12 protein-coding genes are annotated in these 13,557 nt (G+C 35.6%); 6 read left to right on the forward strand and 6 right to left on the reverse strand.

The window, feature by feature from the left end; all coding sequences use genetic code 11:
• Positions 1–112 precede the first annotated feature (112 nt).
• Positions 113–1,015 (forward strand): LysR family transcriptional regulator, encoded by a 903-nt coding sequence (locus DKG80_RS06515; protein WP_262509895.1) that lies wholly within the window; start codon positions 113–115, stop codon positions 1,013–1,015.
• 40 nt (positions 1,016–1,055) lie between these two features.
• On the opposite strand, the gene ppk2 is transcribed toward DKG80_RS06515, so the two are convergent.
• Positions 1,056–1,838, reverse strand: a complete 783-nt coding sequence (gene ppk2 / locus DKG80_RS06520; RefSeq protein WP_109830513.1) for a polyphosphate kinase 2 — start codon at positions 1,836–1,838, stop codon at positions 1,056–1,058.
• A gap of 396 nt (positions 1,839–2,234) precedes the next feature.
• Between ppk2 and DKG80_RS06525 the strand changes: the two genes are divergently transcribed.
• From DKG80_RS06525 to DKG80_RS06535, 3 genes are all read left to right on the forward strand, one after another.
• Positions 2,235–4,739, forward strand: coding sequence for a sugar-binding domain-containing protein (locus DKG80_RS06525; RefSeq protein WP_109830514.1), 2,505 nt, complete (start codon positions 2,235–2,237; stop codon positions 4,737–4,739).
• 122 nt (positions 4,740–4,861) lie between these two features.
• Positions 4,862–6,259 (forward strand): sulfatase family protein, encoded by a 1,398-nt coding sequence (locus tag DKG80_RS06530; protein ID WP_109830515.1) that lies wholly within the window; start codon positions 4,862–4,864, stop codon positions 6,257–6,259.
• 224 nt (positions 6,260–6,483) lie between these two features.
• Positions 6,484–6,792: a HesB/IscA family protein gene (locus DKG80_RS06535; protein WP_109830516.1), complete on the forward strand. Its 309-nt coding sequence runs from the start codon at positions 6,484–6,486 to the stop codon at positions 6,790–6,792.
• Here the strand turns inward: DKG80_RS06535 and folB are convergent.
• From folB to greA, 5 genes are all read right to left on the reverse strand, one after another.
• A complete protein-coding gene (gene folB / locus DKG80_RS06540; RefSeq protein WP_109830517.1) occupies positions 6,789–7,145 on the reverse strand; it encodes a dihydroneopterin aldolase in 357 nt (118 codons plus the stop codon). The two genes, DKG80_RS06535 and folB, sit on opposite strands and share 4 nt — an antisense overlap.
• Before the next feature lie 3 nt (positions 7,146–7,148).
• On the reverse strand, positions 7,149–8,033 hold the full coding sequence (locus tag DKG80_RS06545; RefSeq protein WP_109830518.1) for a DivIVA domain-containing protein: 885 nt from the start codon (positions 8,031–8,033) through the stop codon (positions 7,149–7,151).
• 199 nt (positions 8,034–8,232) lie between these two features.
• Complete coding sequence (locus DKG80_RS06550; protein WP_109830519.1) at positions 8,233–9,135, reverse strand: WD40 repeat domain-containing protein; 903 nt, start codon at positions 9,133–9,135, stop codon at positions 8,233–8,235.
• Positions 9,136–9,142: 7 nt separating this feature from the next.
• Positions 9,143–9,541, reverse strand: coding sequence for an HIT family protein (locus DKG80_RS06555; protein WP_109830520.1), 399 nt, complete (start codon positions 9,539–9,541; stop codon positions 9,143–9,145).
• 17 nt (positions 9,542–9,558) lie between these two features.
• Positions 9,559–10,029 carry a transcription elongation factor GreA gene (greA, locus tag DKG80_RS06560; protein ID WP_394342223.1) on the reverse strand — a complete coding sequence of 157 codons (471 nt, stop codon included), beginning with the start codon at positions 10,027–10,029 and terminating at the stop codon, positions 9,559–9,561.
• A gap of 394 nt (positions 10,030–10,423) precedes the next feature.
• On the opposite strand from greA, the gene DKG80_RS06565 reads away from it, so the two are divergent.
• Positions 10,424–11,287, forward strand: coding sequence for a family 16 glycosylhydrolase (locus DKG80_RS06565; protein ID WP_221409060.1), 864 nt, complete (start codon positions 10,424–10,426; stop codon positions 11,285–11,287).
• A 133-nt stretch (positions 11,288–11,420) separates the two neighbouring features.
• Entirely contained in the window at positions 11,421–13,547 is a 2,127-nt protein-coding gene (locus tag DKG80_RS06570; protein ID WP_109830522.1) for a T9SS type A sorting domain-containing protein, read from the forward strand.
• The last annotated feature ends 10 nt before the right edge of the window (positions 13,548–13,557 follow it).

The raw sequence follows: 13,557 nt of genomic DNA on the forward strand, positions 1-13,557 counted from the left end.
GTTTCAAATACTATGGCAGTATGTAAAAGCACTTTATCACTTCATGTGTAATCAAACACTTTACAAAGATAAAAATTTGAATCATGACATAAAAAGACTTAATTAGTCAATTATCAATACTTTAAAAGTATCAATGGAAATTAGGCATTTGAAATACTTTCTTACTGTTGCTGAAGAATTAAACTTCACTAAAGCAGCAGAAAAATTATACATCTCTCAACCACCTCTCAGTCGTCAAATAAAAGAGTTAGAAAAAGAAATAGGCGCTGAGCTATTTTCTAGAAGCAATAAAAGAGTAGAGCTAACAGAGGCGGGTAAATATTTTCAAAAAGAAGCTCAGGCAATAGTCCGTAACCTAGAAGCAGCTTCATTGAAAGCTCGTAAAATATCTGATAATGTAAGCGGCGAATATCGAATAGCCTATATAAGCTCCACTTTTTCTGAAATCATATCCAAATTGATACAATATCTAACTCATCAATTTCCCTTCCTAACCATAAAACTTTACGAAGTATCAACTGTAAAACAAATCGAAGCACTTGAAGATGGTAAGCTTGATCTTGGAATCCTTAGAGCCCCCGTAGTTTCAACAAAAATTGATACTCGACTTTTGTTCAAAGACAGATATTCTTTGGTCTACAACAAGAATATTAGTAAAATATCGAAGTCATCTGACTTGAGCAATCTAGCCAACGAAGTATTTGTCTTCTTCAACAAGGACTATGCTCCTAGATATTATGATTCTCTGATTGAAATATGCTCACACTATGGATTTATACCTAATGTGGTACATGAATCCAACAACATTAACTCTATAATTCAACTCGTTCGAAACGGATTAGGGATATCGATTGTCCCTTCAAGCGTTCAAAAAAACCATAATTATCCTGAATTAGGATTCATTGAGCTAAGTGAAATTTTTCAAACGGATGTTTTACTGGCTTGCCCTAGCCATATTCAATCTCAGTTAAATGATTCTGCAATTGAATACCTAATGAACACCGACAATCATTAATAAAACAACCAATTTTAGAAAGAGCTTACGTCTTTCTATGCTAGTATTTTTTCGGCACAAAGGTTTGATAACCTAAAGGTGGTCTTAGGTATTTTGTATCTTTTGATAAAGGAGGCAATTTTATCACACCTAGATTCATAGGTTTGTACGGTATCTCACTTAAAATATGACTGATACAATTTAACCTAGCTTTTTTCTTATCATCAGCATCAACAACGTACCATGGAACCTGTTTACTGTCCGTATGAGCAAACATATTGTCTTTTGCTTTGGAGTATTCTAACCACTTAGCTCTCGACTCCAAATCCATCGTACTAAACTTCCATCTTTTGGCAGGATTCTCTATGCGAGCATTAAAACGTTTCTCCTGTTCTTCATCACTTACAGAAAACCAATATTTCAATAAAATGATACCAGACCTTACCAGCATACTTTCAAACTCTGGACATGACCTTAAAAATTCGTCATATTCTTGCTCCGTACAAAAACCCATTACTTTTTCCACTCCTGCTCTGTTATACCAACTTCTATCAAACAATACTATTTCGCCTGCGGCTGGAAGGTGAGAAACATATCGCTGAAAATACCACTGAGTTTTTTCACGTTCTGTAGGAACTCCAAGTGCTACAACTTTACAAACCCTAGGGTTCAATGGCTCTGTTATTCGCTTAATAACCCCTCCTTTACCCGAAGCGTCACGGCCTTCGAACAATATAACCACTTTAAGACCTCTAGTTTTTACCCATTCTTGAAGATGAACAAGCTCCAATTGCAACTTTCTCATCTCTTTTTCATAATTAATCTTTCCTTTAAAAGTATTCATAACATAATATAACTAATTACACATGCTTAACATTAAATAGGTCCATATTACCTCTTCAGAAAGTGAACTAACCATATTCAATAAATACCTATAAAGAAGTATCAAACAGAGAACAAACGGAGATTTACCATTCTATACACCCCCTAACATGAATATACGATAAGTGATTTATTGGTTATTAGAATCTATAGTTACTTTTAAAACTCTCTTTACACTAAAAATTTTAAGTATCAGAATCTAGCATTTCAGGAAGTCTCATTATGTATTTTACCACTTACTACTTGCACCAAGCTTTTGGAGTGACAAAATCACATAGTATTGAATCAAAAAAGGTAATACCCTATTTATACAAAATGATGATCATTGTATTTAATAATAAATGATGATTGAATTAACATGAGACAACTCTCAATACTACTTTTATTAACCGCTACTTTTCTTTCCTGCCAAAATTCAAATAAGGAACGTGAAACAATTGACTTCAACTTTGATTGGTTGTTTTATCTAGGTGAAGAAGAGTCTGAGAATATTGAAAAATGGAAAACTGTTCAAGTACCACATGATTGGAGTATTCTTTTATCCTACCAAAAAGAAAACACGGCTGCTAGTACAGGCTTTGTTCCGGCAGGTATAGGATGGTACAAAAAGAAGTTCGAAATCCCTAAATCTGATGAAGGCAGAAAGATCTGGGTAGAATTTGATGGTATCTATAATAATTCCACCGTCTGGATCAATGGTAAAAAACTTGGTTTTCGTCCAAACGGCTATATTAGTTTCGCTTATGATTTATCTGAGCACCTAAACTATGGTGGATCAAACGAAATCAAAGTCAAAGTGGACCATTCAGCATATGTAGATCAAAGATGGTATACTGGATCTGGCATTTATCGAAATGTACGATTAGTAAAAGTAAACCCAACCCATATTCCGGTTTGGGGAACGAGAATTACAACACCTATTGTAAAGCCTGAACAAGCTACTGTGGCTTTTAATATTGAAGTAGTTAACTCAAACACCAATTCTTCCTCTACAATTGAAATTAAAGATTCAAATGGCAACTCAATAAAATCCGTTGATTCCGAAATTTTAGATGGACGAATCATAACTGAAGTAATTATAGATAACCCAAAGCTTTGGGACACTAAATCTCCCAATCTCTATCAAGCAAATATTAGTATCAAAAATGACAACAAAGTAGTAGACAATCTCAGTCAAACTTTTGGTATCAGAAGTATCAATTTCACCTCAGATAAAGGACTTATATTAAATGGAGAACAAGTAAAGCTAAAAGGTGTAAATCTTCACCATGATGCAGGGGCTCTAGGGGCAGCTGCTACCAAACCCATCTGGAAATCGAGAGTGAACAAGTTAAAGTCTATTGGTGTCAATGCCATCAGAATGTCTCATAACCCTCACTCTACAGAATTGATGGAAGTATGTGATGAACTAGGAATACTTGTTATGGATGAATTCTTTGATGAATGGCATAGACCTAAGGCAAAGTCTATTGTTTACATCGGGGATAACAAAGGCAAAAACATACCTGAAGCTAAAGGATATAGTGAGCAATTTCTAAAATGGTCAGAGAGAGATTTAAAAGATTTGATCAAACGAGATTTCAACCATCCTTCAGTTATCATGTGGAGCATAGGAAATGAAATTGAATGGACATTCCCTATTTACTCTAAAACATATAGCGCAGTCAATCCTAAAATCGAATATGGAAAGGTTCCTATTTACGATCCAGAAATTATTAGACCAAAGTATGAAGAACTACTAAATGGAAAATCAGATTCTCTCGCTATAATAGCACAAGTATTATCAAATTGGGTGAGAGAAGAGGATACTACTAGAGCCGTAACATGTGGAAGTGTAAGACCTCCAATTAGTATGGTAAGCGGCTACGGGAAATCCGTTGACATTTTAGGATTCAACTACAGAGCTGAAAGTTATGATATCGCTCATCAAACCTATCCAGACCTAAAAATTTTAGGATCTGAAAATTGGGGAGCATACAGCGAATGGAAAGCTGTAAATGATAGAGACTTTGTAGCAGGCATGTTTGCATGGACAGGATTTGCATACTTAGGTGAAGCAGGGCCTTGGCCTAGAAAAGGACTTGACCTTTCTTATTTTGATTTTGCTGGAATCAAAACTCCACGTGGACACTTCTTCGAGTGTTTATGGAAAGAAGACCCAAAAGTCTATATGGTAACCACCCCTGCTGATACGTCAGAGTTTGTATTTACCAACAATCAATGGCAATTCAATATTCAAAAATATCCAAAGCCTTTTTGGGCTAACCTTAGATTATGGGAATGGTATAGAGCAATAGAGGAAAACTGGAACTTCGATAATGGACAAGAAATCGTGGTACAAGTATACACTAACTGTGAAGAAGCTGAACTTTTCCTAAATGGTAAATCATTAGGTAAAAAATCAAGAACTGAAGTAATAGAAACAGACAATATATTGAAATGGTTGGTACCATTCTCAAAAGGAGAATTAATAGTAAAAGGATATAATAACGGTAAAGTTGTAGATGAATACAAACTAGCCTCTAATTCAGCGCCAGCCAAAATTGAACTTACCACAGATCGTAATTCTATAAAAAATAATGGATACGATATGAGTTACGTTTATGCTCAATTTTATGACGAAAATGGCAACCTAATTAACGACTTGAGTACGAAGATAGAATTCGAGGTTTCAGGAGCTGGCAAGCTCATAGCTGTTGACAACGGTTGGGAAATGAATATTGAGCCTCATTACCAAAATTCTGTCGCTACACATAAAGGAAGAGCGGCAGCAATCATTAAAGCTTCAGACCTAGGAGAAATCAAGATAAAAGCTATAGGTCATAATGTAACTAGTAATGTGATTACAGTAAATGTCCAATAAGCAGTTTTATTAGTAGAATAAATGAGGGGATTTACTCCTCATTTATTCTATTTCAATATCACCTCTCTTTTCCGATAAAAATACTCCTCCTTTCTATCTAGCACAAGACATAATTTAGCCTAATGAAGAAAATAATAATTGGACTATCTCTTATTGCTTCCCTATCAGCATTCACTAAAAATAGGGAAAAACCAAATATATTAATCATTCTATCAGATGATCAGGGCTGGTCTGATGTGGGTTTCAATGGTTGTAAGGAGATTCCAACCCCCAATCTAGATGCCCTTGCACAAAATGGGGTAAGATTCACACAAGGTTATGCGAGTCATCCATATTGTAGCCCAAGTAGAGCTGGTCTTTTGTCCGGTAGATATCAGCAAAGGTTTGGCCATGAAAACAACTTACCTTATCATGATGCTGGTCCTGAAGATGGATTGCCAGTATCAGAAAAATTAATATCAGAAGTACTTCAAAAAAACGGATATAAAACATGTGCTATCGGGAAATGGCATCTTGGTGATTCTATTAAATTCTGGCCAAACCAACGTGGGTTTGATGACTGGTATGGATTCTGGGGTGGTGGTATGAGTTACTGGGGAAAACCGAAAAAAGACATGCCTATTTACGGAGTCATGAGAAATGGCATTCCGGTGCCTTTAGATGAAATCAGTTATCTAACAGATGATTTTTCAAGAGAGGCTGTTAACTATATCGATCAGTATAGTAAAGAAGATGAACCTTTCTTTATGTATTTGGCCTATAATGCCCCTCATGGCCCAATGCATGCTACGCGTGAACATTTGAGCAAAGTAGATTATATCGAATATGGTGATAGGAATGTCTATGCTGCAATGGTTTCAGCCATGGATACTGGCATTGGTCAAGTGATAGATAAATTAAAAGAGACTGGAGAATACGACAATACTCTAATATTCTTTTATAGTGATAATGGCGGGGCTCCTAAAAATGGATCCAGAAACTTACCTTTCAGAGGACATAAAGGTATGCTTTTTGAAGGTGGAATTAGGGTACCATTTTGTGTTTCTTGGCCTGATCAAATAAAAGGTGGTAGAGATTATCATGAAGTAATTTCCGCTCTAGACATCTTCCCTACTATCCTATCTGCTAGTGGAGTTAAGGATAAAAAGCAAAAACAACTCGACGGTACAAATATGCTTCCTTATTTAAACGGAGAATCTAAAGGAGTCCTTCATGATGTTCTCTTTTGGAGATATTCAGATGGAGCAGGTTACGCTGTAAGAAAAGGAGATTATAAAATGGTAATGTCTGGATTCAAACAGAAATTCTTTCTGTTTGATATGAAAAACGACCCATATGAACAAAATGACCTATCTAGTGAAATGCCTCAAAAACTAAACGAATTAAAATCCTTATACGAAGATTGGACTAAAGGCACTGTTAAAGCACTTTGGCAAGACCCGCATGCTAAAAATATAAGTAAAGAGGAAGGTGAGCTACAGAAGTACATCAATAGGGCTAGCTCAGGTGAAAGAAAATAAGGACTTTTCGCTTTAATTATTACAACGATTACTCCAAATCGTTGTAATGACCATTTCTTTCTGAAATTAGCTTTATTGTTAAAGGTTTTTAGCTTTTCAGGCTACTTAGGCATTAAGTCTAAGTGGCTTAATCAGACAGTAAATATAGTTTTATGATTGTTTTATTGTTGAAGGCCAATTTTAAGAACTCCCAAAATTAGAATATATCTCTAGTTTTGCACCCTATGAATATAGAACCGGTAGAAATCACAGACAAAGCTCTTAAAGAAGTCCGTAATATCATGGATAACAAAGGAATCCCAACTGATTACTGCCTTCGTATTGGTATGAAAGGTGGAGGTTGTGGAGGTATGGGTTACGTCATTGGTTTTGATCAACCGAACGAAGAGGATATCTCTTACTCAAGAAACAGCATTCCAATCATTGTAGATAAAAAACATGTCATGTATCTAATAGGTTTAGAAGTAGATTTTCATGAGGATGATCAATCTAGAGGTTTTGTCTTTAATAAACCAGAGAGGCTAACAAGCTAAGATCTACTCATCGCATGAACAATGGTGGCTTTATGACAAACTCCCTTAATAGGTGGGTTATGCTTACTTACAGTAGTCTTAATTGATTTAGCTAAAATGAACTTTTTTAATGACCTCTGATTGATGTCAACAGCTAGCGTTTCAAGAAGTTTACGAGGTTCATCCATCACTCGTTTTACTAGCTGATAGACCTCCTCATAATCAATTGTATTAATCAATTGATCAGACATATAATCCGCTTCATCACTTATTTCTAACTCTACTGAAACTGTATACTTATTCCCTATCTCACGTTCTTCTTCGTACACCCCATGGTGAGCAAAAAAGTCAAGCCCTTCAAGCTTTACTAGCATTTATTAATCTTCTAATGAATCAAAAAATGAACTATCACCCTCAGAGATCTTCGGAGCTATTCTACTTGGATGTGGTGCCGGGTTCCTCGAAATAGGGTGACTTTCGGAAATCATATTCTTCTTCACTTTAGCACTATCTTCTCTCGAAAAACTCATCTCCGACTGTGTGGATTGAACTGGTTTAGATTGTGATGTAGCAGATACATTTTTCTTCTCCGAACTTAACTTCTGATTAGATTCAGCTTTCGGGATATGAATTTGAGGAGTCTCTAACTTATCAAAATCAATTTCCTCTGCTTTGTTTTCTACCTTCTCAGTAGTATCTCTGAGCATTTGCTTTACCTTTTTCAAATGCACTTCTATGCCGTTGGATTCTTGGTATTTGATTTTCTCAACCTTATTCATCACATCCCCTGAAAGCATTTTCAGCTGAGATATTACGTTATCCCGCTGATTCTCTATGATTCTATAATCCTCTTCTAGTCCCTTGACCTCATTATTCATCTCCTCAATGACTTCTTTCGCTTGGGATTCAGCTTTATCGATAATTGCTCTAGCTTGATTTTTAGCGTCATTAACCATTGCATCGACATTAATTTGAGTCTCCTTCATGTGAAGTTCTGCCGTCTTATTAGCTTGTTCAACAACACTAGCACCTGTTTCTTCAGCTGTTTTAAGCGTCCTAAACAGTGTACTTTCAACTTCACGGAGCTTTTGAACCTCTTGCTCGAGCTTAGAAATAGTACCCTTTAAATCTTTATTTTCATCAAGCATCCTTTCCCATTCATGAGATAGTGACAATAAAAATGCATTGACTTCTTCTTTGTTGATTCCACGAAATGCCTTTTCGAAGGACTTCTGACGGATTTCTAGAGGTGTAATTTTCATATCCCAAATATTAGTACGTCATATTAAGACGCAAATACTTTACCAATTTACTCTTATAATAACGTAAATAATGGTAGTTTATATACTTTGGGGCGGTTTACATTGCAATAATAAACATTATTTAACCTAGATAAACGTTTTATGTATTTATTTCCATCTAGTTACCAAAGTTTAAAATTGACACTAGCATATCTATGGCTTAATTTGACTCTATTTTCCAGACACTAATTGAGCGATCATCGCTGCATGATAGCAAGTAGTCATTAAACTTTGTCCAAACAAGCTTATTTACGGAAGTAAGATGCCCTCCATGACGAGCTTTATCTATTACCTTAATGAGCTTACGTTTTTCATAATCCCAAATTTTAATGGTCTTATCCATACTAGCCGTTGCAAAATTTTTACCATCCTGTTTAAAGACTATATCATTGATTGCATACATATGGGCGTTAATAGACTCTTCTAACTTTAAAGTATCTACACCCCAGTATTTAAGTCGTGCATCTCGTCCCCCACTCAAAAGAAACGGAACGTCAGAATGTTGAGCCAAAGCAAAAACCGACGTTTCATGAGCTTTAATCTCAAGGTCAATTTTTAAAGTTGCAATATCAATCTGGATAATTTGACCTTCACTGGCTCCAATTAAGCACTTTCCACTTTGAGTAAAATAAATTGATCTAAGATTACTATCCGCAATTGAAGACCTTTTTAACACCTCTAATGAATTCAGATCAAGTACACTTAATTCTCCCTTCCCTCCAGCTACAAATATCAAATTTTCATATACCTTAATATCAAAAATGGCAGCATCAGACAATTTTACAGAGCCTACCTCAGATCTATCTTTCAAATCAACCAAATGAATTCCTTCGTAGTTTTGACCTACTATCAAAGTGTTTCTTTGTTTCAATAGGTGAAGAGCATAAACCGAAGTAGGGACCTTGGCTATTAAACGGCCATTTTCATGATTATTTAAATCCCATTCAATGATCATACCGTCCCCTCCCGAAGAGAAAAAAGTATGATCTTCAAGCCCTTGCTCTAAAGTATAAACGGCATCTTTATGCCCTGTATAGGTATGGATTTTTTGAATATTGACCATCTTGGTCTTACAGTTTAATCGACTCTCCTATTTCCTTGGCTAAACTTGCTAATTCCTCTTGTTCAAAAGACAGTTTTGGATTAGCAAAATTCATATCTGCCATTGAATTCATTGGAATTAAATGTATATGTGCATGAGGTACTTCTGTACCAATAACAGTTGTTCCAATTCGCTGGCAAGGAACTACCTTTTTCAATCCAATAGCTATTTTTTTTGCAAATAAATTGAGACCAATCAATGTCTCATCATCTAAATCGAAAATATAATCCACTTCTTTTTTGGGGATAACTAAGCAGTGCCCTTTGGAAAGAGGTGCGATATCCAGAAAACAGATAAACTCTTCGTTCTCAGCAATTATATGAGCCAGAATCTCACGGTTTATTATTCTAGTAAAAATGCTAGCCATTATCTGTCAAGTAAGGATTACAAGCTAATGTCAAGAACTTCAAACTCAATTTCGCCCGCTGGAGCTTTTACTATAGCTTTTTCTCCAAGCTTAGTCCCTAGTAAACCCTTACCTATCGGAGATTCCACTGAAATTTTACCTTCCTTAAGGTTTGACTCAGATTCAGCTACCAAAGTATATTTCACTTCCATACCAGTCTTCACATTCTTTATCTTCACAGTAGTCAAGATAGATACCTTACTCAAGTCAATCTGAGAAGCGTCCATCACTCTTGCATCTCCTACTACTTTTTCAAGCTTAGCTATTTTCAACTCTAGCAGCCCTTGTGCATCTTTCGCTGCATCGTATTCTGCATTTTCACTCAAATCACCTTTATCTCGTGCTTCAGCTATTTGTTTAGCTATATCTGCCCGTCCTTTAGTCTGTAGCTCTCTTAACTCGTCCTTAAGCTTCTGTAGCCCTTCTTCAGTATAATATGATACTGCCATAATCAATTAATATGTATATCTATAAATAAAAAAGAACGGTCTCATCTCTGAAACCGTTTCTTCGAATGTCTTTGTGCTATTTTTTACAAAAATAGAAAAATTCAGTTAGAATTCAACCAATCTAGATTTTCTGCTTAGACCAGGCCATAAGAAAACGGATAACTTCTATAAATGTTATTCTTTAAACGAATTCATTATACTTAAGAAGCAATAACACACCCATTCTGATAAATACTTGTTGAGTTTCATTTTTTTATCCTAAATCCCCCCTTCAACCTTTAGCCATATCCAAGATGCCCCCCTATTCTAAAAGTTATTGATCCACTCCATACATGTAGATCTATAAATCTTTGTAATTCAATTTTAATAATAAGAATCCCAAAAAATGAATTATATGAAATATCTACTCGTCCTGCTGTTCGCACTCTCAATCAGTAGTTCTTTTGCTCAAAAAACACCGTTCTTTGAGAAGGGACAAGATCCAAAACCTGATGGCAAAAAATGGAAACTGGTTAAAGGCATGTCGGATGAGTTTAATGAAAAAAAAATAGATGAACAAAAATGGCAGATCTCTGGTCAACCTTGGATAGGTAGAACGCCTGGATTATTTGTACCTGAAAACATTTCGGTAGGTCAAGGGAACTTAAAAATTGTAAGTACGAAATTGTCTAAACCAGTAACTAAGAAAAATCAAACTTTCACTCATGGTGGCGGTTATGTTGGTTCTACTCAGGGCATGACTTATGGGTATTATGAATGTCGAATGAAAGCAAACAAAACTTTCATGTCATCGACATTTTGGTTGATCAACGATAGGCGCGAAACTCAAGGTTGTGACAAAAGAACCACAGAATTAGATATTCAAGAATGTGTTGGACAATTAAATACTAACAAGGCTTTTGCTCAGAAGATGACTAATCACATGAATTCAAATACTCATAGTAGAGGCATACCAGAAGGGTGTGATGTACCAAAAGGTACTATTGGTGCTAAAGCTCCACTGAATGGAATGGGATCTGACGACTACCATATCTATGCAGTATGGTGGAAAAACGAGAAAGAAGTTCTATTCTTTCTTGATGGAAAATTTCAATCAAAAGTCGAACCTAAAGCTAACTTCAACATTCCAATGCACCTGAGAATGGTAGTAGAAACTTACAATTGGAACCCTGTTCCTGACGATGGAGGAATGAACATGTCTCAAAAAGATAGAACGACTTACTATGATTGGGTTCGTTCTTGGAAACTTGTTGAATAATTCACAATTAGACCTCCTTGAGAAGTCTCTAGGAGGTTCAATACACACCTAAACCTTAAATCCATAACTACATGAATAAGTAAAACACACCAACCTTATTTACTGAGATCTTACTACTTCAATTATTACAACAATGACTATTAACTACACTATCAAAACAATTTTCGCCACCTTTCTACTAATCTATACTAAGTCTAGTTTCGCTCAAAACAAGATTCTCATAGATCATAAGACACAGCGATTTATTGACAATGTATCAGAGCTAGATCGTACTAAATATATTCATGCTTATTTGACCATCAGAGGAGAAGATCCAAAATTCACCTCTCTTAAAAGTGAATACAATTTTCACCCTAACTACATAGGCGGCAGAAGTCTGACTAACCCTGCCAGTAAGGTAAAAAGTAATACAATGCCTACAGTATCCAACAAGTTTTCAGGTGTTAGAAATGTTGATCAATGGTATGTAACAGGAGGCAGACCAAGTGACTTATTTTGGGATAATAGTGTAGACTATACGACTATTGACATTACCGATTACAGTAAAGACCTAGCTTCTTATGTAGCTAAATCTCTCAAAAGTGAATGGGAAAATATTGGTAAATATTTTGAACCCATGAATGAACCCATGGTGCATGCAAAAGATTTCTACCCAGGGTCTAATGCTGAAAAGAGTAACATGATAATAACTGAAATATGCAACTATCATAAATACGTTGGCGAAGCAATTCATAATACTCCTGAATTGTCAAATATTGAAGTAACTGGATATGCATCTGCTTATCCAGAATTTGAATCTGGGAATTTCCAACTTTGGAATAATCGATACAAAAAATTTATTGATATCGCAGGAGAAGAAATGGATGTCTTCTCAATTCACCTATATGATGGTAAAGGCCTAAACAACTCGGGTGGAAGAAGGTCTGGATCTAATTCAGAAGCAATTTTAGATATTATAGAAGCTTATAGCTTTAAAAAACTTGGAATAGTCAAACCAATAGCAGTCACTGAATATGGACGCTTAGTTCCAAATCAACCAGGATGGGTGGCGAATGCGGGAATATCCAACTATGCCCCCGAGACTAATGCTCAAGCAGTTAGATCTCAACTACATCTAGTGATGAATTTCATGGAACGTCAAAGTAGTTTTGAGATGGCTATTCCTTTTAATACGAACAGAGGAGACGATGTTACATATCAGTATGCCAAAGCTTCTTTATGGACAAGAGATTCTAAAAACAATATCGTTCTTTCTGAGCGAAGATATTTTTACGAAATGATGAAAGATCTCAAAGGTGATAGAGTAAGAATCAATAGTGAAAACATCGACATACAGTCACAAGCATTTGTCAGTGAAAACAAATTATTTGTTATGCTAAATAACCTAGGCGATAATACCCAAGAACTTACTTTAGACTTAATAGATGATGAAGGTTTACAAAATGTTGACATCAAAAAGCTTCAAGTACCTGTAGATCAAACTCCAATACTCACCACTTCCTCAGTAGAGGCAGCTCCAGAAAAAATAACTCTAGTCTACGGAGAGACTGCAGTAATAACATACAATTTTAAAGCCCCCATAGCTTTTAAAAATAAAATCACAAGCAAAAAGCACTACACCACCGAATACTTGAAAGAAATCACATCAAATTCTTCCAACTCATTTTCATTCGGTGCTATAGATATAGGCGAAGGTACTGGTACTGCTACATTAAGACTAGGTGTTGGCCGTGAACATGGTAGATCTTTAGAACCAGAAATCTTGGTCAACGGAACTAAAATAACTCTACCTTCTGATATTATAAGAGGACCAGAACAGCCTAATAGATCACAGTTTTTCGGACTTTTAGAAATCCCTTTACCAATTAACACTTTAAACGGTGAATCGGATAATGTAGTAGAAATTAGCTTTCCTGACACAGGAGGTAAAATAAGCTCAGTCATACTTCAAGTAGAAACTTCTGAAAAACCAATAGAAATACTACCTCTTCCCGAAACACCTGTCACAGATGGAGAAGGTTTAGGGGTCAATACCTTCCAAAACATAAACATTACCCCTAATCCTGTCAAGTCTGGTCAGACAGTAGTATTGACATCAAAAAACAAACCAATGAATTTCTCTGTATCAACGATTTCAGGTAGTCTTATTTTTTCTGATCAAGGAAGCAGAATTAATACAGTTGGTCTTGAACCTGGTATTTATTTAATAAATGTTGTTCAAAACAATAGCACTAACACCGCAAAGCTAATAGTAGAATAAACATCAACTT

Source organism: Reichenbachiella versicolor (assembly GCF_003171675.1).
In the GTDB taxonomy this organism is placed as follows: domain Bacteria; phylum Bacteroidota; class Bacteroidia; order Cytophagales; family Cyclobacteriaceae; genus Reichenbachiella; species Reichenbachiella versicolor.

Excerpts from the sequence above, each read along its gene's own strand:
- ppk2 (WP_109830513.1), bottom strand. The coding sequence starts at position 1,838 with ATGAATACTTTTAAAGGAAAGATTAATTATGAAAAAGAGATGAGAAAG.
- DKG80_RS06525 (WP_109830514.1), top strand. The coding sequence starts at position 2,235 with ATGAGACAACTCTCAATACTACTTTTATTAACCGCTACTTTTCTTTCC.
- DKG80_RS06530 (WP_109830515.1), top strand. The coding sequence starts at position 4,862 with ATGAAGAAAATAATAATTGGACTATCTCTTATTGCTTCCCTATCAGCA.
- DKG80_RS06535 (WP_109830516.1), top strand. The coding sequence starts at position 6,484 with ATGAATATAGAACCGGTAGAAATCACAGACAAAGCTCTTAAAGAAGTC.
- folB (WP_109830517.1), bottom strand. The coding sequence starts at position 7,145 with ATGCTAGTAAAGCTTGAAGGGCTTGACTTTTTTGCTCACCATGGGGTG.
- DKG80_RS06545 (WP_109830518.1), bottom strand. The coding sequence starts at position 8,033 with ATGAAAATTACACCTCTAGAAATCCGTCAGAAGTCCTTCGAAAAGGCA.
- DKG80_RS06550 (WP_109830519.1), bottom strand. The coding sequence starts at position 9,135 with ATGGTCAATATTCAAAAAATCCATACCTATACAGGGCATAAAGATGCC.
- DKG80_RS06555 (WP_109830520.1), bottom strand. The coding sequence starts at position 9,541 with ATGGCTAGCATTTTTACTAGAATAATAAACCGTGAGATTCTGGCTCAT.
- greA (WP_394342223.1), bottom strand. The coding sequence starts at position 10,029 with ATGGCAGTATCATATTATACTGAAGAAGGGCTACAGAAGCTTAAGGAC.
- DKG80_RS06565 (WP_221409060.1), top strand. The coding sequence starts at position 10,424 with ATGAAATATCTACTCGTCCTGCTGTTCGCACTCTCAATCAGTAGTTCT.
- DKG80_RS06570 (WP_109830522.1), top strand. The coding sequence starts at position 11,421 with ATGACTATTAACTACACTATCAAAACAATTTTCGCCACCTTTCTACTA.